Below are 20,860 nucleotides of genomic sequence, written 5' to 3' on the forward strand. Positions count from 1 at the left end.
TTATTCCGCCGCGATCTGTTCTGAGCCGCGCGCCTTGGCGGTGGCGGAAAGCTCCGCCATCAGCGCGCTGGCGCGGGCAATTGGGTTTGTCAGATAGAAGTCTTTCACCGCTGGCAGGAAGGTCGCCTTGCCAAGGGGCCCCGCGTCAATCGCGGCCACCTCATTCTCTGCCACCTGATCAATTTTGCCCAGATGCGGAACTTCCTTGATCAACGCCTGACGCAATTGCGCCAGCGAGTCATAGGGCAAAGTCGCCTCCACCTCAGCGCTCAGCGCACGCAGGATGGCCCAGTTTTCCTTGGCCTGACCGGGCGCAAAACCCGCGCGCATGGCGAGCTGCGGGCGCCCTTCGGTGTTTACAAAGAGGCCGTTTTCTTCGGTGTATGCGGCGGCAGGCAGGATCACATCGGCGCGGTGCGCGCCGCGATCCCCGTGGCTGCCCTGATAGATCACAAAGGCACCAGCGTCGATTTCGACCTCATCTGCGCCCAGATTGTAAATCACCTCCGCGCCATCAATGGCCGCGTCCATGCCGCCTTCGGTGACCGCGCCCACATCCATGGCACCGACGCGCGCAGCGGCGTTGTGCAGGACCAGCAGTTTGCTGTTGGATTTCTCTGCGGCCTCAAGCGCGGCGGCCAGCACAGCGAGACCATCGGCTTCGCGCAGCGCGCCTTGACCGACGATCACAATCGACGGCGCGTCTTTCACCTTGTCAAAATCATGCTGGGCGAAATCAGCCAGTGCGGCGCGACCAGATCCCATATGGGCATACTCATAAGTCAGATCCACAGCCGGACCGATCAAGCCCACCTGCGCGCCCTTAAGCCAAGCTTTGCGGATGCGGGCATTCAATACCGGCGCTTCTTCGCGCGGGTTGGTTCCGATCAGCTGGATGAACTTGGCATCCTCAATGTCTTCGATGGTGGCTGTGCCCACATAAGCGCCGCGATTGCCAATGGGCAGGCGCGCGTTGTCGGTGCGGCATTCCACGTTGCCATCCAGACTCTGCACCAATTGCTTCAGCGCAAAGGCCGCCTCAACCGGCACCAGATCCCCGATGAGACCAGCCACCTTTTTGCCCTTCATCGCGGCAGCAGCGGCGGACAGGGCCTCCCCCCATGTGGCGGGCTTCAGCTTGCCATCCACGCGCACGTAAGGCTGATCGAGACGCTGGCGGCGCAGGCCGTCCCAGACAAAGCGGGTCTTGTCGGAAATCCACTCTTCGTTCACGCCATCATGGTTGCGCGGCAGAATGCGCATCACTTCGCGTCCCTTTGTGTCAACGCGGATGTTGGAGCCAAGCGCGTCCATCACGTCGATGGTTTCTGTCTTGGTCAACTCCCACGGGCGGGCTGTGAAGCTGTAGGGCTTGGAGGTCAGCGCGCCGACCGGGCAGAGATCGATGATGTTGCCCTGCAGGTTGCTGTCCAGTGTTTCGTTCAGATAGCTGGTGATTTCCGCATCCTCACCACGCCCGGTCTGACCCATCTGGGTGATGCCCGCGACCTCGGTGGTGAAACGCACACAGCGCGTGCAGGAAATACAGCGTGTCATGGTGGTGGCCACAAGCGGGCCGAGGTTCAGATCGTCCACCGCGCGTTTGGGCTCGCGGAAGCGGTTTTCACTGATGCCGTAGGCCATGGCCTGATCCTGAAGGTCGCATTCGCCCCCCTGATCGCAGATCGGGCAATCCAGCGGGTGGTTGATGAGCATGAACTCCATCACCCCCTCACGCGCCTTTTTGACCATGGGCGAGTTGGTTTTGACCACAGGTGGCTGGCCTTCCGGCCCCGGGCGCAGGTCGCGCACCTGCATGGCGCAGGAGGCCGCAGGTTTGGGGGGGCCGCCAACAACCTCCACAAGGCACATCCGACAGTTGCCCGCAATCGACAGGCGCTCGTGGTAGCAGAAACGCGGTATTTCAATCCCGGCCACTTCGCAGGCCTGGATCAGGGTCATCGCGCTCTCTACCTCGACTTCGGTGTCGTCGATGATGATCTTGCGGAGGTCAGACATGGCTTACTTCGCCCTCAAATACACGCCGATCTGGCTGTTTCGTTCGATTTCGGCGCGCCCCAACGCACAGAAAGTTTCCGGATTGTCGTAGCTGGCGCCCTTGTGTTTGAAATAGGCTTCGCCACGGGCACGCATGCGCGCCTTCTCGTCGTCAGAGTCCAGAAAAGACTGGATTTCCTCGTTGGTGTAGCCCAGCTGGCGCGCTTTGCGCACAAGCGCCCAGCCGTCGGTCGCCCCTTTGAGCTTGCGCCCATCAAGGCTGTCACAGACATCAGCGATCTCAAAAGCAACCAGCGCCCAGTAAAGCGGCTCGTAGATCTCTTTCACGTCCCGCAGCGATGGTTTGGCCGAGGCCCCTCCCGCGAGAACGAGACTTCCCAAGACAACAGCAGACATCAGACGTTTCATGCGCACACTCCTTTTGCACAGGCAAAGCGATCCTTTGCCAAGCTGCACAGAGCGGCGGAGGGGTCTGTTAGGCAATAACAACCCGCGTATGTCTGATATCCGATCAAGGGCGACAGAACCCTTCCAGCGTGATTTTGTCGTCCACCGGAATGATGGTGTCATCCTCCGGGCCAACCAGCCAATCCACGTTTGTCGTTCCGTATTCTGCAATGCAGTATTTGAACGCCTCATATTCCCCCGCCTGACGCGCGCCGAGCAGACTTTGATTGGCGCGCGCAACGGTGACAGAGAAATGATCGCGCGTATCCCGCGACACTTTGTTGGCTTTGGCTTTGTAGCTGTGCCCGTCAAAGGTCACGCGGTCGCGTTTGCTGCGGAAACTGTCCCGAAACGCCTCGCCACAGCCAGATAGGGCGGTGGCCGCCACAAGGATCATCAGAACCTTGGCACGTGGTGATTTCAGAGAGGTCTTCATAGTTAAGTCCATTGTTCGTTTACTCCGCCGCCAATGCGCCCATGCGGCCGGTTTTATTGGCTTTGATGCGGTCTTCGATTTCGCCACGGAAGTTGCGGATGAGGCCCTGGATCGGCCATGCAGCCGCGTCGCCAAGGGCGCAGATGGTGTGGCCCTCAACCTGTTTGGTCACATCCCACAGCATGTCGATCTCTTCGACATCCGCTTTGCCCTGCACCAGACGGTCCATGACGCGCATCATCCAGCCGGTGCCTTCGCGGCACGGTGTGCATTGACCGCAGCTTTCGTGTTTGTAAAATTTGGACAGGCGCCAGATCGCTTTGATGATGTCGGTCTGCTTGTCCATCACGATCACGGCGGCGGTGCCGAGACCGGAGCCCAGATCGTTGCGCAGGTAGTCAAAATCCATGATTGCGTCGCGCATGTTTTCACCGCGCACACAAGGCACGGAAGAGCCGCCCGGGATCACCGCCAAGAGATTGTCCCACCCGCCGCGAATGCCGCCGCAGTGCTTTTCGACCAGCTCCTCAAAGGAGATCGACATGGCCTCTTCGACGACACAGGGGTTGTTCACGTGACCGGAGATCGCAAAAAGCTTGGTGCCCGCGTTGTTGGGGCGGCCAAAACCGGCAAACCACTCAGCGCCGCGGCGCAGGATGGTGGGCACCACGGCGATGGATTCCACGTTGTTCACCGTGGTCGGGCAGCCATAAAGCCCCGCGCCCGCCGGGAACGGCGGCTTCATGCGTGGCATGCCTTTTTTGCCCTCAAGGCTTTCGATCAGCGCGGTCTCTTCGCCGCAGATATAGGCACCAGCGCCATGGTGCAGGAAGACGTCAAAATCCCAGCCGGAACCAGCCGCGTTTTTGCCAAGCAGGCCCGCATCATAAGCTTCGTCAATCGCGGCCTGCAGGGCCTCGCGCTCGCGAATATATTCGCCGCGCAGATAGATGTAGCAGGTGTGGGCGTTCATCGCGAAAGAGGCGATCAGCGCGCCTTCGATCAGCGTGTGCGGATCGTGGCGCATGATTTCGCGGTCTTTGCAGGTGCCGGGCTCGGATTCATCGGCGTTGATCACCAGATAGGCCGGACGCCCGTCGCTTTCCTTGGGCATAAAGGACCATTTCAGACCGGTCGGGAAGCCCGCGCCGCCGCGCCCGCGCAAACCGGAGGCCTTCATGGTGTCAATGATCGCATCACGCCCCTGCTGGATCAGCTTGGCGGTGCCATCCCAATGGCCACGCGCCTGCGCGCCTTTGAGCGTGCGATCATGCATGCCATAGAGGTTCGTAAAGATACGGTCCTGATCTTTGAGCATCCCGTTACCTTTCGTCTGTCTGACGCGCGCGCCAGATATTGAAGATCATCACAATGGCGAAGACAAACCCCGCCAGAGCAATCAGATCGAGCAGGCCGCGTGTCCGCTGGGACAGCTCAAGCGAATTGCCGATCAGAATGGCCACAATCCAGTACACACCTGTACCAGCAATCACGAGCGCGGCTTTGCGCCCGGCTTTTGCCGAAGGGGTCTGGGTTTGGGCCGCCATGACTTAATCCTCGTATACGTCGCCTTTGGCGACCTTTTTGGAGAATTCTGTTTCACCACCCTCAGCAAGCAGCTTTGCTTGCTCGACCCAGCCGTCGCGGTCGATGCGGCCTTTGAACGACAGTTTGTCATCCATCTCGGCGATGTCGTCAGCGGACCAGCCCGCGATCTGGGCAAAGGTTGTCACGCCCGCATCATGCAGCTTTTTCTCCAGCGCGGGGCCAACGCCCTTGAGCTGTTTGAGATCATCGGCGGCATCCGCCTTAGCCGGTTTCTTGGCTTTGGCCTTGGGCTTGGACGCTTTTTTCTCTGCCTTCTGATCCGCTTTCTTGGCCTCTTCGGCCTGTTTGGCGGCGGGCTTGGGCGTCGGTGCCGGTTTGGGCGGTTGGCCTTCGGCTGCGCGTCCGGCAACCACACCGTCTTTGCCCACCCATGGGGTCAGAATGGGCACTTCGGTGCCGTCGATGCGTTTGATGGAATCGCCAATATCGGTGGCAAGCTGCACAGAGGCGTTATACTGCGTCTGGCCGCTGTCATAATCCTTCAGGCTGGTCAGGCCGGAGAGCGGCTCTGCGGCATAGCGCCCGTTTTGCGGACCCGGGGTCGGAACATTGCCAGCGGCCATGTCATCCAGCATCTGGGCAAAGCCTTCGGCGGTCAGATCCTCAAAGTAGTCTTTGCCAATCTGCGCCATAGGCGCGTTGGTGCAGGCCCCGAGGCATTCGACCTCTTCCCAGGAAAACTTGCCGTCTGCTGACAGCTCATGCGGCTTGGCGGCGATCTTCTCTTTGCAAACCGCGATCAGGTCTTCGGCGCCGCAGATCATGCAGGAAGTGGTGCCGCAAATCTGGATATGGGCGACAGAGCCCACCGGCTGAAGCTGGAACATGAAGTAGAAGGACGCAACCTCAAGCACGCGCATATAGGCCATGCCAAGCATATCGGCGACGGCCTCAATAGCCGGTTTGGTCAGCCAGCCTTCCTGCTCCTGCGCACGCCACAACAGAGGGATCACCGCAGAGGCCTGACGGCCGTCCGGATATTTGGTGATCTGCGCCTCGGCCCAGGTCTGGTTGGCAGCGGTGAAAGCGAAGCTTTCGGGTTGTTCGTGATACAAACGACGGAGCATTAGCGATCAATCTCCCCGAACACGATGTCCATGGTGCCAATGATGGCGGCGACATCGGCGAGTTGGTGGCCGGTGGCGATGTGATCCATCGCTTGCAGATGCAGATAGCCCGGCGCGCGCAGTTTGGCGCGGTAGGGTTTATTGGTGCCATCCGCCACCATGTAGACGCCAAATTCGCCTTTGGGCGCTTCGACAGCGGCGTAGACTTCACCGGCAGGCACGTGGAAGCCTTCGGTGTAAAGCTTGAAGTGGTGGATCAGGCTTTCCATCGAGGTTTTCATGTCACCGCGTTTGGGCGGGGTCAGTTTGCCGCGCGACAGCACATCGCCGGTGGCTTCGCGCAGTTTCACAATCGCCTGACGCATGATGCTGACCGATTGGCGCATCTCTTCCATGCGCATCAAGTAGCGGTCATAGCAGTCCCCGTTTTTGCCAACCGGGATCTGGAATTCAAACTCGTTGTAGCACTCATAAGGCTGCGCGCGACGCAGATCCCATGCCATGCCCACAGAGCGCGCCATCACACCGGACATGCCGTAATCAAGCACGTCCTGCTCTGTCACGACGCCAATGTCGACGTTGCGCTGTTTGAAAATGCGGTTTTCGGTCAGCAGCTCGTCAATATCCGCGATCACCTGCGGGAACTCGATGGCCCATTCCTCGATGTCATCCACCAGCTTGTCGGGCAGATCCTGATGCACACCGCCGGGGCGGAAGTAGTTGGCGTGCAGACGCGCACCGCAGGCACGCTCATAAAACACCATGAGCTTTTCACGCTCTTCAAAACCCCAGAGCGGCGGGGTCAGCGCGCCCACATCCATCGCCTGTGTGGTGATGTTCATCAAGTGGTTCAGCACACGCCCGATTTCACAGAACAGCACACGAATGAGCTGGGCGCGACGCGGCACTTCGGTGGCGGTCAGCTTTTCAATCGCCAGACACCATGCGTGCTCCTGGTTCATCGGCGCCACATAGTCGAGGCGGTCGAGATAGGGCAGGTTTTGCAGGTAGGTGCGGCTCTCCATCAGCTTTTCGGTGCCGCGGTGTAACAGACCCACGTGGGGGTCGCAGCGCTCTACGATTTCGCCGTCAAGCTCCAGCACCAGACGCAGCACGCCGTGGGCCGCCGGGTGTTGCGGGCCGAAGTTGATGTTGAAGTTGCGGATCTTCTGTTCGCCGCTCAGCGCATCCACGCTGCCGTCATCAAATTTGGAGCCGTCCATCATGAGGTGCCCTCCTTCTCATCGCCGGGCAGGATGTAGTTGGCCCCTTCCCATGGCGACATGAAATCAAATTGGCGGTAATCCTGTGTGAGCTGTACCGGCTCATAGACCACGCGCTTTTGCACTTCGTCATAGCGCACTTCGGTGTAGCCGGTGGTCGGGAAATCCTTGCGCAGCGGATGGCCGCGGAAGCCATAATCCGTCAGCAGGCGGCGCAGGTCCGGGTGCTCGGAGAAGATGATGCCGAACATGTCAAAGACTTCGCGCTCAAACCAGTTGGCCGAGGGATGCACGGAAGTGATCGACGGTACGGTCTCATCTTCACGTGCCGCCACGCGCAGGCGCACGCGCTGGTTCTGGAACATGCTCAGGAAGTGATAGACCACGTCAAAGCGGCGGGAGCGCTCGGGATAGTCCACAGCGGTGATATCCACGAGTGTGGAGAAACGGCATGTGGCGTCAGAGCGCAGGAAATCGACAAACTCCACAATGTTGGTGGGTGTCACGTCGATGGTGAGCTCGTCAAAGGCGACGTGCCAGCTCAGGACACAATCGGGGCGCTTCAGCTCGATGTGGGCGCCAAGTTCATTCAGGGCTTCGCTCATCGTTCAATGGTCCCCGTGCGGCGGATTTTGCGTTGCAGCTGTAGCAGACCATAGAGCAGCGCTTCTGCGGTGGGCGGACAACCGGGAACGTAGATGTCGACAGGGACGATGCGGTCACAGCCGCGCACAACAGAGTAGCTGTAGTGGTAGTAGCCGCCGCCGTTTGCGCAGGATCCCATGGAGATCACATAGCGCGGCTCTGGCATCTGGTCATAAACCTTGCGCAGCGCGGGAGCCATTTTGTTGGTCAGCGTGCCAGCAACAATCATCACATCAGACTGGCGCGGGGAGGCACGCGGCGCGATGCCAAAGCGCTCTGCATCGTAACGCGGCATGGAGGTGTGCATCATCTCAACCGCGCAGCAGGCCAGACCAAAGGTCATCCAGTGCAAGGACCCTGTGCGACCCCAGTTGATCAGATCTTCGGCGTTGGTGAGCAGAAAGCCCTTGTCCTGAAGCTCTGTGTTGATGGCTTGAGTGACCACCTCGCGGTCAACTCCAGCGGTATTCGAACCGGTCATCACTCCCATTCCAGCGCTCCTTTTTTCCATTCATAGGCGAACCCAATGGTCAATACGGCCAGGAACACCATCATGGACCAGAAACCGATCATCGACACATCCTTGAAGGCGACGGCCCAGGGGAAGAGGAAGGCGATTTCCAGATCGAAGATGATGAAAAGGATCGAAACCAGATAGAAGCGCACATCGAATTTCATGCGGGCGTCATCAAAGGCGTTAAAGCCACATTCATAGGCGCTGACTTTTTCGGGGTCGGGGCTGCGAACGGCCAAAACAACGGCGGCAAGAATGAAAACAAGACCGAGGCCGATCGCTACGGCCATAAAGACGAGAATGGGGAAATATTCCCTGAGCATCTCTTCCAATGGTAGCTCCTTTCATGCACGCCGAGTTGGTGCAGTCAGATGGCTTTAAATACTCTCCGTGGGTTTACCGCCGCGTCATGTCTGGGTCAACAATTTGCATGGCCTGCCCACGGTCAGTTGATTTCACGTTTCCTATTAAAAAAGAATTGCTTAAGGCAAAAAACTGCATCTGTGAAAGAATAGAGCCTGCAGCGTGGCCTCGCGAATCTTCGTGAATGACCGTGGCCGAAAGGGTTGATTCCAAAATTGGTTAATACCGAAGGGTTTTCGTCAGCTTCGGCAAGTTCACTGCCTCAGACCGAGGTGCAAGACGCTCTGGCACGCTTTACCCTCTGATCTTACGCGTTTATTCCGGCGCCTCTGTGGGGGTGGCTTCGGCAAAATGGCGCAGATTTTGCAGCCCGGCCTCCATGGCCTGCATCAGCGCGTTTACATCTGGCGTCGCCCATTCCGGAAAGACTTCGGTGAGCTCCCCGGCCACCTCGCCCGCCACTTCCTGACTGCTGGCAAGAACTGTAGCGGCATAATCATCAAAGGTTTGGCTCGGGTTTTCGGCTTGCCAGCGCTGATATGCCGCATACTCAAAAGCGGTTGCCGCAGCCAAGCCGACAACCGGAACCGCGACGGCCACCCGCCGAAGACGCGCCTTGGCTTTCTCTTTGGATCGGGCCTTGGCGACAGCGCGCCTTTCTTCGGCCTCAGATTTCACCTCGGCCAGCGCCAGCGCGCTGGTGACAGCTGCGGCGCGCCAAATCGGCTGAACCACAAAGTTGAGTACGCCAAGCGCAAGATTGGCCAAAAGGCTCACCACAAAGAGCAGGCGCAGATTGGTGCGCACGAAAAGTAAGATCCAGCGCATCGGCTTGCGTCTCCCAGAACCAGACAGCGTGCAGCGAGAGCTGCACCCCATGCCAGCCTAGCGCACCCAAGCCGGTTTTTCTTTGGCGAAAAACGCTTTGATGCCTTCCTGCGCCTCAGCCCCTTCCCAGCAGGCCACGAGCTCAGAAATTGTGTGGTCGATCACCGCGTCATCAATCGTTGGTCCAAGTTTGCGCGCCAGCGCCTTTGCGCGTGCCACAGCTTCAGGTGCGCAGGACAGATACGGGACAATTTCCGCCTCGACGGCGGCGTCCAGATCATCGGTAGGAACCGCTTTGGCCAGAAGCCCGAGCGCAACCGCTTCCGGTGCCTTGAAAAGGCGCGCCGACATAAACACACGGCGGGCCATCGCCTCCCCCATGCGCGACAGCACATAAGGCCCGATGGTTGCCGGGATCAGACCCAGCCTGGTTTCGGTCAGCCCCATGGTCAAGCTGTCAGCGCCAATCGCCACATCACAGACGCTGGCCATGCCAACACCCCCGCCAAAGGCGTTGCCCTGCAGGCGGCCAATCAAGGGTTTTGGCAGGGTGTTGAGCGCCTGAAGGGCCTCCGCCAGTTTGCGGGCCTCGACAAAGCGGGTCTTTGCATCAGCTGCCATCTGCGCCTGCATCCACCCGAGATCCCCGCCCGCACAGAACGATTTGCCCGCCCCGGTCAGCACAACCACGCGCACCGCAGGATCAGCGCCAAGCGCTTCGGCAGCCTGTTTGAGTTCGGTGATCATGGTGCCGGACATGGCATTGTGTTTTTCCGGGCGGTTGAGCGTCAGCGTAGCGACCCCGCGTGCATCCACATCAATCAAGAGCGTTTCAAAGCGCATTCAGATCAGTCCTTATTCAGTAGGCATGCGCATGGCGCGCGCCATCTCTGCCGCCTGTGACACCACAGCCAGATCAAGGCCGGTTTCATAGCCAAGGGTTTCAAGCCGCGCTGCGACTGCCTCGGTTGCCACATTGCCGGCTGCTCCGGGTGCGTAGGGGCATCCGCCCAAACCACCCACGGCCGCATCAAACACACGCAGACCAAGCGCAAGCGACGCCTCGATATTCAGAAGCGCGCGGCCTGCGGTGTCATGATAGTGACCCGCCAGTTTTGCGGCAGGCACCTCCTCAAGCACCGCCTGCAACATGGCTGTGATGCTTTCCGGCGTGGCCTGCCCAATGGTGTCGCCAAGGCTGATTTCATAGCACCCCACATCGTTGAGATGTTTGGCCACTTCCGCCACCTTTGCCGGTGGGGTCGGGCCGTCATAGGGGCAATCGGTGACGCAGCTGACGTAGCCGCGCACTGGGATGCGCGCCTCCTTGGCTGCCGCGACAACCGGGGCAAAACGCTCAAGGCTTTCGGCAATGGTTGCGTTGATGTTGGCCTTGGAAAACCCTTCCGAGGCCGAGCCAAAGATCGCAATCTCATCCGCGCGCGCCGCAACGGCGCCTTCAAAGCCGCGCATGTTGGGGGTCAGGGCCGCATAGCGCACACCGGCTTTGCGGATGATGCCCCCGAGCACCGCAGCGGAATCCGCCATCTGCGGCACCCATTTGGGGCTGACAAAACTCGCCACTTCGATGCGCTTGAAACCCGCGTTGCTCAGGCAGTCCACCAGCGCGATCTTCTCCACCGTGGGGATCTGCCGTTTTTCATTTTGCAGACCGTCGCGCGGGCCGACCTCAAAAACCTCGACATATTCCGCCATGGATCAGGCCCCTTCCGGAATGGGGTAGAAATCCTGTGTGTAAAACTCCTGCGCGCCATCTTTGGCCCGGGCCGCCTGATAGGCGAGGCGTGCCTCAAGCCGCGCGCGGTAGGCCTCAAGTTTTCGATACTCCGAGAGGGCCACGTAATAAGGCGCAGAATAGAGATTGAAGCCCATCATGATATCTGCCGCCCCAAAGCCGGTGGGCAGGAGGAACTCCTGATCGCCCAACATGCCTTCCAGCGCCGCCATGGTGACCTGCAGACGTTTGGTATTGAGCTTGATGACCGTCGGGGAGATCAGCGCCGGGTCACGCAGGAACACATGCTGCATGTTGAGATGCTCAATCAGACCCGCCTGGGTTTCGGCAAAATGCATGAGCTGGAGGTATTTGGCCCGTTCGGGAGCGCCGACGGCCACGCCAAGACCCGCCTCAGGGTGGGTTTCGGCGAGATACTCAAGGATCGCGCCGCTTTCGATCATGGTGAACCCGTCGATCTCTATGGCAGGAGCGCGGGCGGCGGGGCTGATCGCCCTCACCTCCGGCGCGCGCATGGTGCCTTTGCGAATGCTGTGGGCGATGATCTCGGCCTCAAGGCCCAGCTCTTCCAACATCCAGAGGACACGGAAGGACCGGGAGAACGGAACGTGGTGCAGCCTGATGCTCATTCTTCGGTCTCCTCTTCTTTCAACAGGATCAAGGCGGAGCCGTCTTCCACCTGCGCGCCTTCTGTCACAAGCACGTCGGCGACAATGCCATCGCGTGGCGCGAGCAGGGAGTGCTCCATTTTCATGGCTTCCAAAATCGCCAGCCGGTCACCCTGTGCCACGGTTTGTCCTGCCTCGGCAAAAATCGCCTTCACAAGGCCCGGCATCGGTGCCGCGATGAGATTGCCGCCCGCTGCGGCTTCGTCTTCACGCTCCAGCGGGTCAACAACCGTGAAACGATAGCCATTGCCCCAGAACACCGTCAGCTCATTGCCGGTGCGGGCTGTGCGGGCGAGGGTTTTGGTGTCGTCGACCCACCAAGCGCCGGTCTTATAGGTAACCTCGTGGCTGACGTCGCCGATCTGCACAGTATAGGCGCCGGTGTCATTCACCTGCACCGCCACATCAAAACGCTCCTCATTATGCGTGAGCGTGACCACATGGGTGAGCGGGGACCACAGCACCAAGGTGTTTGCCGGGGCCGCCCCATCCAACGGGCGCAGGCCCATGGCTGTCAGCCCTGCGATGGCGCGGGACTTGGTACAGGCGACAGGTTGCTGCGCGAGCGTGTCGATGTTGCGATCAATCAGGCCTGTGTCCACATCTCCCGCCACAAAATCAGGCTGCGCCGCCAGCAGAGCCAAAAAGCTCACATTGGTCACAGTGCCGCCGACATCGGTCCAGCGCAGGGCGCGCTCAAGCTGTTTCAGTGCCACGTCGCGGGTCGGGCCGTGCACGACAAGCTTCGCAATCATCGGATCATACCAGGGGCTGATCGTGTCGCCGGCCCGCACACCACTGTCGATACGCGCCTGCGCGGGGAATTCCAGATGGCTAAGCGTCCCTGTGGCGGGCAAGAAGCCTTTGGGCACATCTTCTGCATAGATGCGCGCCTCAAAGGAATGCCCGGTAATGGTCAATGCGTCCTGAGACTTGGGAAGCGGCTCCCCTGAGGCCACGCGCAATTGCCATTCCACAAGATCCACACCGGTGATCGCTTCGGTCACGGGATGTTCGACCTGAAGGCGGGTGTTCATTTCCATGAACCAGAAGCCATCGGGCCGCAGACCATTGCTGCCATCAACAATGAACTCGATGGTGCCTGCGCCTTTGTAGCCAATCGCTTCGGCCGCGCGCACCGCTGCTTTACCCATGGCCGCGCGCATCTCTTCGGTCATACCGGGTGCGGGCGCTTCTTCGATCACCTTCTGGTGCCGACGCTGCAAAGAGCAATCCCGCTCAAACAGATGCACCGCTGACGTCCCATCGCCAAAAACCTGCACTTCGATGTGGCGCGGGCTGGTGACAAATTTCTCAATCAGCACATCGGGGTTGCCAAAGGCTGTGGTGGCTTCGCCCTGTGCGCTGGCCAGCGCATCGGCAAATTCGGCAGGTTTCTCCACAAGCCGCATGCCTTTGCCGCCGCCACCTGCGACCGCCTTAATCAGAACCGGATAGCCAATGGCATCTGCCTGTTCGGCCAAAAACGCAGGATCCTGATTTGCGCCGTGATAGCCCGGCACCACAGGCACATCGGCCTTCTCCATCAGCGCCTTGGCGGCATCTTTGAGCCCCATGGCGCAGATGGCCTCAGCAGAGGGGCCGATGAAGGTCAGACCCGCCGCCTCGACAGCCTCCACGAACTCGGGATTTTCAGAGAGGAACCCGTAGCCCGGATGAATGCCCTGAGCGCCGGTTTCCAGTGCGGCGGCGATGATCACATCCCCTTTCAGATAGCTTTCTGCCGGTGCGGCCCCACCGATGTGCACCGCCTGATCGGCCAGCGCGACATGTTTGGCACCCGCATCCGCATCCGAATAGACCGCGACGGTTTTTACCCCCATGGCGCGGGCTGTTTCCATCACGCGGCAGGCAATTTCACCACGGTTGGCAATCAGGATTTTTTCAAACATCTCGGCCTCCCGACCTTGTTCTTCGTTTTGCCCGAAACTTTCCGGGGGCGCAGGGGTTGCCCCCTGCGGATCAATCACATCCGGAAGACACCAAACCTTGTGTCTTCAATCGGGGCATTCAGCGCGGCGGACAGGCTCAGATGCAGCACATCGCGGGTCTTGCGCGGATCAACGATGCCGTCGTCCCACAGGCGCGCAGAGGCATAGAGCGGGTGGCTTTGCTCTTCGAACATATCAAGCGTAGGCTGCTTGAATGCCGCCTCTTCCTCAGCAGACCATGCCCCGCCCTGACGCTCGATTGCGTCGCGTTTAACCGTCGCCAGCACACCTGCGGCCTGCTCACCTCCCATCACCGAAATCCGGGAGTTGGGCCACGTCCAGAGGAAGCGCGGTGAATAGGCCCGGCCCGCCATGCCATAGTTGCCAGCGCCAAAGGAGCCGCCCACCAACATGGTGATTTTTGGCACTTTGGTGGTGGCAACGGCGGTCACCATCTTGGCCCCGTGGCGGGCGATGCCTTCGGCTTCGTATTTCTGCCCCACCATAAAGCCCGTGATGTTTTGCAAGAAGACCAGGGGAATATGGCGTTGGGAGCAGAGCTCTACAAAATGCGCGCCTTTGGCGGCGCTTTCGGAATAGAGCACGCCATTGTTGGCGATGATGCCCACAGGGCAGCCTTTGACATGGGCAAAGCCGCAGACCAGCGTTTCGCCGAAGCGTTTCTTGAACTCATCAAAGCGGCTGCCATCCACCACGCGGGCAATCACCTCGCGAATGTCATAAGGCGTGCGCAAACCGCCGGGGACCACGCCGAGTATCTCCTCCGGGTCATAGGCGGGCTCTTCGGGGCTGGCCCAATCCACGGTCTGAGGTTTGGTGCGATTGAGATGTTTCAGGGACTCACGCGCCAGCGCCAGCGCGTGGGCATCATCCTCTGCCAGATAGTCGGCAACACCGGAAAGGCGCGTGTGAACGTCACCGCCGCCAAGGTCTTCGGCGCTGACCACTTCGCCGGTCGCGGCCTTCACCAGAGGCGGCCCTGCGAGAAAGATTGTCCCCTGCTCTTTCACGATGATGGTCACATCAGACATCGCAGGCACATAGGCTCCGCCTGCGGTGCAGGAGCCCATGACCACGGCGATCTGGGGAATGCCCTTCGCGCTCATATTGGCCTGATTGAAGAAGATGCGGCCAAAGTGATCCCGATCCGGAAAAACCTCATCCTGCTGAGGCAGGTTGGCGCCGCCGCTGTCCACTAGGTAGACGCAGGGCAAATGGTTCTGCTCGGCGATTTCCTGAGCGCGCAGGTGTTTTTTCACCGACATCGGGAAGTATGTGCCGCCCTTCACCGTGGCATCGTTGCAGACCACCATGACTTCCTGGCCATGGACCCGTCCGATCCCGGCAACAACACCGGCACTGGGCGCGGCATCGTCATACATGCCATGTGCAGCCGTCGCGCCGATTTCCAGAAAGGGCGATCCCGGATCAAGCAGCCCCGCCACGCGGCGACGCGGGAGCAACTTGCCACGGCTTTCGTGACGGGCACGGGATTTCTCCCCGCCGCCCATCCGCGCCTTTTCTGCGGCTGACTGCACGGTCTGGAGCATGTCCAGATGGGCCGCGCGGTTGGCGGCAAAATCCTCAGATCCCGTGATAACTTTAGATTGCAGCTTCATATGACCCCCAGTTTTGGCGTCGCTTAGGTAGACCGCGCCAACTGTTCACGCGGATTTGATTTAGATCAGTGCGGCGGTGCGGCGAGTCGGTCACATTGCGCACATAACCCCTCATAACGACTATGAAATGAGATCCTCCATGAAACGTATGACTTCCACGCTGGCTCTGACAGCCGCTCTGGCCGCATTTTCTGCGCCTGCTTTTGCACAATCCCAAGGTGATTGGACCGTGGGCGTTGGTGTTGGCAATGTGAACCCGAAATCCGGCAACGGCCTGCTGGCCGGCGAGACTTCTGACTCCAGCATCGACAGCAACACACGCCCTGTCTTCACCGCTGAGTACTTCATCCGTGACAATATCGGTATTGAGCTGCTGGCGGCGACGCCTTTCTCTCACACCGTTACGCTTGCGAGCGGCGCAACCGCGGGTAAAGTTAAGCAGCTGCCACCCACCCTGTCCGTGAATTACCACATTCCGACCAACAGCAAATTCACTCCGTTCTTCGGCGTGGGTATCAACTACACGACCTTCTTTGAAGAAGAGTCCGCGCTTGGCACTCTCGAGCTGGATGACAGCTGGGGCCTCGCGCTGAACGCAGGTGTCGACTATGCGGTTTCTGATCGCGGCGCTGTGCGTTTCAATGTGCGCTGGATCGACATCGATTCCGATGTCACGCTTAACGGCACTGCTATCGGCAAAGCGGAAATCGACCCGATTGTGGTCTCCGCAAGCTACGTGCACCGCTTCTAAACCCTGCGCGCTCCGCCATGCAGAGCGACGCATAGAGCTTGGCGAAGGGCGAACGGTTGTTCGCCCTTTTGCGTTGCGCGGACCCCGATGTGCAGCGCGCCTGACCATCAGCTCATTGCAGTCATGAGTTCGCGGCCGATCAGCATACGGCGGATTTCGCTGGTGCCTGCGCCGATTTCCATCAGCTTGGCATCGCGGAAAATGCGCCCCACCGGATTGTCAGACAGATACCCTGCGCCGCCAAAGGCCTGCACAGCCTGATGCGCCTGTGTCATGGCAACCTCTGAGGCATAAAGGCAGCACGCCGCTGCATCCTGACGGGTGATGCGCCCCTGATCACAGGCTTTCGCGCACTCATAGACATAGGCGCGCGCCGAGTTCATCGCGGTGTACATATCCGCGATCTTGCCCTGCATCAGCTGGAAGTTCCCGATAGAGGTGCCAAATTGCTTGCGCTCCACCATGTAGGGCATGACCTCATCCAGACAGGCCGCCATGATGCCCGTGCCGATGCCCGCAAGCACCACACGTTCATAATCCAATCCAGACATCAGGACCGCAACGCCTTTGCCCTCTTCGCCCAGCACATTTTCAAACGGCACTTCGCAGTCTTCAAAAATCAGCTCAGCGGTGTTGGAACCACGCATGCCAAGCTTGTCAAAATGCGGGCTGGTGGAGAACCCCTTCATCTCTTTCTCGATGAGAAAGGCGGTGATGCCGCGCGGCCCGGCGTCCGGATCGGTTTTGGCATAGACCACAAGCGTGTCGGCATCCGGCCCGTTGGTGATCCAATATTTGTTGCCGTTCAGGATGTAGCGGTCATTGCGCTTCTCAGCGCGTAGCTTCATGGACACCACATCAGAACCGGCGGAGGGCTCAGACATCGCCAGCGCCCCAATATGTTCGCCGGAAATCAGGCGCGGCAGATATTTCTGCTTCTGCTCTTCCGTGCCGTTAAGCTTGATCTGGTTGACGCAGAGGTTGGAATGCGCGCCGTAGGACAGCGACACCGATGCGCTTGCGCGGGCCAGCTCCTCCACCACGATCACATGGGCCAGATAGGACATCTCTGCACCGCCGTAGGCCTCCGGCACGGTGACGCCCAGCAGACCAAGCTCGCCAAACTCTTTCCAAAGCTCATTTGGGAATTCGTTCTTCTGATCAATCTCGGCAGCCATAGGCTTGATGCGCTCTTGCGCGAAGCGGTGCACCATCTCGCGCAATGCGTTGATGTCCTCGCCCAGATCAAAATTCATTGTGTGCGTGAACATGAGCCCCTCCTCCCATTATTGAACACTTGTTCATATAATTACGTCGACTCGCCGAGCGGATCAAGGGGGTTTCGAAAACACATGCAAAACGCGGCAAGGCGCGTCCGAACAACCGAACGCGCGTCGCGGTTTTGTTACAATGAAATCAGAGACTTCAGACCGCTTTGGCCTCAAGCGCGGGATAGCGCAGCCCCAAGGTGACGCCCCGCGCCACAAAGCTGATCAACAGCGCAAGCCACAGCCCATGGTTTGCAAAACCCGGCAAAAGCACCAGCACCGCACCGAGATACACCAATGCCGAGATGAACATCATATTGCGCATTTCACGGGTTTGCGTAGCGCCGATGAAGATCCCATCGAGCATCCAAGCCGCCACCCCAAGTGTGGGTGCCAATGCCATCCAAGGGAGATAGATACGCGCCTCAGCGCGCACTTCTGGCGAGGTCGTCATCACATCAATGATCCATCCGCCGGTGAGCGCAAACATGAGCGACAGAAGGATCACGCAGACCACGCCCCAAAGACTCGACATCACAGAGGCTCTGCGCAGGGTGTGCCGGTCTTTTGCCCCGAAGGCCTGTCCGACCAGCGCCTCCACGGAAAAGGCGAACCCGTCCAGCGCGTAGGCCGTGATCTCCAGAAACTGCAAAAGCACCTGATTGGCCGCCAAGGTCACATCGCCGAAGTCCGCCCCTAGAAAGAGAAAGGACATGAAAATGCCCTGCAGCAGCAAAGAACGCAGCAGGATGTCCCGGTTGACCGTGGCCATTTCACGCAAAGCGGCGGCGTCAAAGATGCGTGCGCGTTCTTTCCAGGCCGGATTGAGGAACACATCCCGACACAACCACACCGCCAGCATGGCGCCCGTGACCTCGGCGATCACCGTGGCGGTGGCCACGCCGCCAACACCCCAGCCAAGCCCCAGCACGAACCACAGATCGAGCAGTATATTAAGCCCGTTCATCCAGAGCTGGATCGCCAGAACAGCCTTGGTCCGCTCATGCGCGATCAGCCATCCGGTCAGCCCGTAGATTGCGATCGCGGCCGGCGCCGACCAGACGCGGATTTGCAGGTATTGCTGGGCAAGCCCCTCAACCTCCGGCGAAGCCGGAGAAAGCCAGAACGCGGCGCGGAACAGCCAGACCTGCCCAGCAATCACCAACAGGCCACCCGCAAGACCGATCATCACGGCGCGGGTGAGCATCGCAGCCACCTCGCCCTGCCGCCCGGCCCCGATCGCCTTGGCGGTCAGGCCTGTTGTGCCCATCCGCAGAAACCCAAAGATCCAGTAGAGACCCGCCAGAATGATCGCGCCGATCCCGACCGCACCGATGGGCGCAGCCTCCCCCAACTGTCCTACGACCCCGGTGTCGACCGCTCCAAGGATCGGCACGGTGGCATTGGACAGAACAATCGGCAGCGCCGTGTGCAGAATGCGGCGATGGGTGATTTCACCCACCCCACCCGCAGACGGCGCGCTGTCAGTCATCCCGCTGAGGCATCAGAAAGTGCCCCGTGGCCTGCGCAAAGAGCACGTCGCGCTGATCCTGCCAGGCTTCGACATGCACGGAGGCATAGCGCCGACCTGACCTGTTCACCCGCGCCCGCGCATAGGCATCACGTGGCAAACCAGAACGAAGATAATCCACCGTGAAATCAATGGTTTTTGGCATGCGCGGCAGATGGCCCTCCGTGAGGCCTTCCATGGTGATCCGCCCGCTTTCGATGTCATCCCAGAGGCCCGACCACGCCAGCCCAATCACGGCTGTGGTTTCAAGAAACCCCGCTGTGACGCCACCATGGATCGCCGGCAGTAGCGGATTGCCGATCAGCTTGTCGTCAAACGGCAAAATCGCGGTGAGCTCATCGCCGCGGCGCTCAAATTCGATGCCGAGAAAATTGATATAGGGCACGCCATGCACCAGCGCACTCAGCGCTGCATCACGGCGTTGCTTTACCACCTGAACCGGTTCCGGTCGTGTGCGTGCCATCATTTACGCTCCACTGTAAAGGCACCAGTGGCCGTGGCCACCGGGCGGTCTGTATCGTCATCCGTCGCGGTCGCGCGCACAAAGGCGACCGAGCGCGTTATGCGGTAGCACTCCGCCGTGGTGCGGATTGTTTGCCCTGGAGTTGCGGCGCGCATGTAGTCGATGCGCAGATCAATGGTGGCTGTGCCGGAGGGCGAAGACGGGTGACACATCGCCGCTGCACCGCAGCAGGTGTCCATCAGCGCAGAAACGGCGCCGCCATGCAAAACGCCCGTTTCAGGATCGCCTACGATTTTGGAATCATAGGGCAACTCCATGGACGCTTTGCCATCTCCGATGTCCGTGAGCTTCATATTGAGCGCTTTACAATGGGGAATCGCATTTATGAAATGCTCCGCCATCTTTGCCTTTTGTGAGTTCATGCTCCGCCTCCCGCAATCATCGGACTATTTATGAGCGCCAAATTCAATCAGCCGCAAGGGGGCGGTTGCTCTCGCTGCAGATGCAAACTAAGTTTGCGGTCGCAAGGAGACCACGCCAATGACTGATACTCGCCTATCTTTCAAAGAAATGTGCACCAAGTTCGATGTGACCCCGCGCACGCTTCGATATTACGAGTATATTGAACTACTGCATCCTGAGCGCTCCGGTCGCAGCCGCTTCTTCGGCCCCAAAGAGGTCGCCCGGATGACTTTGATCATGCGTGGCCGTCGATTTGGAATCAAATTGGAAGACATCCGCCAGTGGCTTCTGATCTACGAACATGAGGGCACATCGGCGCAGATGCAGGCTTTTGTGGACATGGCGGACCGCCAGTATGCAGAGCTGGAAGAACAGCGCCTTGCGTTGGAAGAGGCGATGCGTGAACTCAAAGAACTGCGCGATGAGACCGCCGCTTTTCTTGTGAAAGATAACGGTTAAGGCGCGACGCCTAGCCCCTCCATGCTGCATGATGATTTGGGCTGCGCAACTCGCGCGGCCCTTTTATTTTTGGGCACGTGCGTTCAATCGCCTGTGTGGCCGATCATGTGAATTGCTCACAATATCAACGCAAAACCCGGCGCCCTGAGCAAAATCGAGCGGATCGGATGCCACGCGCGCGCACCAAATCGTGAAATCTGAAATGATCTAACGTCACTTTAATTTATGACGTGACGTCTTACTTACGTTAACGTCAAGTGGTATAGTATCGCCATTCCCGAAGCCCATTTTGTTCCTCAACTTCCTTCAAGAAAGGACGCAATTATGAGCGAAGAAACGATGACCATCCGCGAGATGTGTGACGCCTTTGACGTGACGCCTCGCACTCTGCGCTTTTACGAAGCCAAGGAACTGTTGTTCCCAATTCGAGAAGGCCAGAAACGTCTGTTCACCAAACGTGACCGCGCACGCCTGAAGCTGATCCTGCGGGGCAAACGCTTTGGTTTTTCCCTCGAGGAGATCCGCCAACTTCTGGATCTCTATGACATGGGAGACCAGCAAGCGACCCAACTGCAGCGCACGTATGAAGTGGCTCAGCAGCGCCTGCAGGACATGGAAGAACAGCGTGATGAGCTCACCGAAGCCATCGACGATTTGCGTGAGCAATTGAAATGGGGCGAGAGATTTCTCGCTGACCTCGACACACATAAAGACGCTGCGCAGTAAGCGCGCCGCCAAGACCTCCGTATCGGATCACCCA

General features: G+C 59.4%; 23 protein-coding genes. 3 read left to right on the plus strand and 20 right to left on the minus strand.

Annotated features, from left to right (window positions below):
• From nuoG to ACO07T_RS20650, 16 genes are all read right to left on the minus strand, one after another.
• Nucleotides 1–2,019 (minus strand): NADH-quinone oxidoreductase subunit NuoG, encoded by a 2,019-nt coding sequence (gene nuoG / locus ACO07T_RS20575; RefSeq protein ID WP_422050947.1) that lies wholly within the window; start codon nucleotides 2,017–2,019, stop codon nucleotides 1–3.
• A 3-nt stretch (nucleotides 2,020–2,022) separates the two neighbouring features.
• Complete coding sequence (locus tag ACO07T_RS20580; protein WP_209080072.1) at nucleotides 2,023–2,427, minus strand: DUF5333 domain-containing protein; 405 nt, start codon at nucleotides 2,425–2,427, stop codon at nucleotides 2,023–2,025.
• A 103-nt stretch (nucleotides 2,428–2,530) separates the two neighbouring features.
• A complete protein-coding gene (locus ACO07T_RS20585; RefSeq protein WP_422050948.1) occupies nucleotides 2,531–2,902 on the minus strand; it encodes a hypothetical protein in 372 nt (123 codons plus the stop codon).
• A 19-nt stretch (nucleotides 2,903–2,921) separates the two neighbouring features.
• On the minus strand, nucleotides 2,922–4,220 hold the full coding sequence (gene nuoF, locus ACO07T_RS20590) for an NADH-quinone oxidoreductase subunit NuoF (protein WP_422050949.1): 1,299 nt from the start codon (nucleotides 4,218–4,220) through the stop codon (nucleotides 2,922–2,924).
• Nucleotides 4,221–4,224: 4 nt separating this feature from the next.
• The gene (locus ACO07T_RS20595; RefSeq protein WP_422050950.1) at nucleotides 4,225–4,449 is read right to left on the minus strand and encodes a DUF5337 domain-containing protein; all 225 of its coding nucleotides are present in this window, start codon (nucleotides 4,447–4,449) and stop codon (nucleotides 4,225–4,227) included.
• Between the two features lie 3 nt (nucleotides 4,450–4,452).
• Nucleotides 4,453–5,577, minus strand: a complete 1,125-nt coding sequence (gene nuoE, locus ACO07T_RS20600) for an NADH-quinone oxidoreductase subunit NuoE (RefSeq protein WP_422050951.1) — start codon at nucleotides 5,575–5,577, stop codon at nucleotides 4,453–4,455.
• A complete protein-coding gene (locus ACO07T_RS20605) occupies nucleotides 5,577–6,800 on the minus strand; it encodes an NADH-quinone oxidoreductase subunit D (protein WP_422051060.1) in 1,224 nt (407 codons plus the stop codon). Before ACO07T_RS20605 ends, nuoE begins: the two co-directional genes overlap by 1 nt.
• Nucleotides 6,800–7,405, minus strand: a complete 606-nt coding sequence (locus ACO07T_RS20610; protein WP_422050952.1) for an NADH-quinone oxidoreductase subunit C — start codon at nucleotides 7,403–7,405, stop codon at nucleotides 6,800–6,802. The genes ACO07T_RS20605 and ACO07T_RS20610 overlap by 1 nt, the downstream gene beginning before the upstream one ends.
• Complete coding sequence (locus tag ACO07T_RS20615) at nucleotides 7,402–7,935, minus strand: NuoB/complex I 20 kDa subunit family protein (protein ID WP_209065344.1); 534 nt, start codon at nucleotides 7,933–7,935, stop codon at nucleotides 7,402–7,404. Before ACO07T_RS20615 ends, ACO07T_RS20610 begins: the two co-directional genes overlap by 4 nt.
• Nucleotides 7,926–8,291, minus strand: coding sequence for an NADH-quinone oxidoreductase subunit A (locus tag ACO07T_RS20620; protein WP_209065345.1), 366 nt, complete (start codon nucleotides 8,289–8,291; stop codon nucleotides 7,926–7,928). The genes ACO07T_RS20615 and ACO07T_RS20620 overlap by 10 nt, the downstream gene beginning before the upstream one ends.
• Before the next feature lie 346 nt (nucleotides 8,292–8,637).
• On the minus strand, nucleotides 8,638–9,150 hold the full coding sequence (locus ACO07T_RS20625; protein ID WP_422050953.1) for a hypothetical protein: 513 nt from the start codon (nucleotides 9,148–9,150) through the stop codon (nucleotides 8,638–8,640).
• Between the two features lie 57 nt (nucleotides 9,151–9,207).
• Nucleotides 9,208–9,993 carry a crotonase/enoyl-CoA hydratase family protein gene (locus tag ACO07T_RS20630; RefSeq protein WP_422050954.1) on the minus strand — a complete coding sequence of 262 codons (786 nt, stop codon included), beginning with the start codon at nucleotides 9,991–9,993 and terminating at the stop codon, nucleotides 9,208–9,210.
• A 12-nt stretch (nucleotides 9,994–10,005) separates the two neighbouring features.
• The gene (locus ACO07T_RS20635) at nucleotides 10,006–10,866 is read right to left on the minus strand and encodes a hydroxymethylglutaryl-CoA lyase (RefSeq protein ID WP_422050955.1); all 861 of its coding nucleotides are present in this window, start codon (nucleotides 10,864–10,866) and stop codon (nucleotides 10,006–10,008) included.
• Between the two features lie 3 nt (nucleotides 10,867–10,869).
• Entirely contained in the window at nucleotides 10,870–11,535 is a 666-nt protein-coding gene (locus ACO07T_RS20640; RefSeq protein ID WP_422050956.1) for a glutathione S-transferase family protein, read from the minus strand.
• A complete protein-coding gene (locus ACO07T_RS20645; RefSeq protein ID WP_422050957.1) occupies nucleotides 11,532–13,487 on the minus strand; it encodes an acetyl/propionyl/methylcrotonyl-CoA carboxylase subunit alpha in 1,956 nt (651 codons plus the stop codon). Before ACO07T_RS20645 ends, ACO07T_RS20640 begins: the two co-directional genes overlap by 4 nt.
• Before the next feature lie 74 nt (nucleotides 13,488–13,561).
• A complete protein-coding gene (locus ACO07T_RS20650; protein WP_422050958.1) occupies nucleotides 13,562–15,166 on the minus strand; it encodes a carboxyl transferase domain-containing protein in 1,605 nt (534 codons plus the stop codon).
• A gap of 139 nt (nucleotides 15,167–15,305) precedes the next feature.
• Between ACO07T_RS20650 and ACO07T_RS20655 the strand changes: the two genes are divergently transcribed.
• Complete coding sequence (locus tag ACO07T_RS20655; protein WP_422050959.1) at nucleotides 15,306–15,917, plus strand: OmpW/AlkL family protein; 612 nt, start codon at nucleotides 15,306–15,308, stop codon at nucleotides 15,915–15,917.
• Nucleotides 15,918–16,024: 107 nt separating this feature from the next.
• Here the strand turns inward: ACO07T_RS20655 and ACO07T_RS20660 are convergent, their stop codons facing one another.
• From ACO07T_RS20660 to ACO07T_RS20675, 4 genes are all read right to left on the minus strand, one after another.
• Nucleotides 16,025–17,188 carry an isovaleryl-CoA dehydrogenase gene (locus tag ACO07T_RS20660; protein ID WP_422050960.1) on the minus strand — a complete coding sequence of 388 codons (1,164 nt, stop codon included), beginning with the start codon at nucleotides 17,186–17,188 and terminating at the stop codon, nucleotides 16,025–16,027.
• Nucleotides 17,189–17,342: 154 nt separating this feature from the next.
• Entirely contained in the window at nucleotides 17,343–18,677 is a 1,335-nt protein-coding gene (locus ACO07T_RS20665) for an MATE family efflux transporter (protein ID WP_422050961.1), read from the minus strand.
• On the minus strand, nucleotides 18,670–19,179 hold the full coding sequence (locus ACO07T_RS20670; protein WP_422050962.1) for a PaaI family thioesterase: 510 nt from the start codon (nucleotides 19,177–19,179) through the stop codon (nucleotides 18,670–18,672). The genes ACO07T_RS20665 and ACO07T_RS20670 overlap by 8 nt, the downstream gene beginning before the upstream one ends.
• Complete coding sequence (locus ACO07T_RS20675; protein WP_209065357.1) at nucleotides 19,179–19,601, minus strand: PaaI family thioesterase; 423 nt, start codon at nucleotides 19,599–19,601, stop codon at nucleotides 19,179–19,181. Before ACO07T_RS20675 ends, ACO07T_RS20670 begins: the two co-directional genes overlap by 1 nt.
• A gap of 118 nt (nucleotides 19,602–19,719) precedes the next feature.
• Here ACO07T_RS20675 and ACO07T_RS20680 point away from each other — a divergent pair, with 118 nt between their 5' ends.
• A complete protein-coding gene (locus ACO07T_RS20680; RefSeq protein WP_209065358.1) occupies nucleotides 19,720–20,100 on the plus strand; it encodes a MerR family transcriptional regulator in 381 nt (126 codons plus the stop codon).
• Nucleotides 20,101–20,424: 324 nt separating this feature from the next.
• On the plus strand, nucleotides 20,425–20,826 hold the full coding sequence (locus tag ACO07T_RS20685; RefSeq protein WP_209065359.1) for a MerR family transcriptional regulator: 402 nt from the start codon (nucleotides 20,425–20,427) through the stop codon (nucleotides 20,824–20,826).
• Nucleotides 20,827–20,860: the final 34 nt, after the last annotated feature.

It is taken from the genome of Shimia sp. (assembly GCF_965227725.1).
Taxonomy (GTDB): domain Bacteria; phylum Pseudomonadota; class Alphaproteobacteria; order Rhodobacterales; family Rhodobacteraceae; genus Shimia.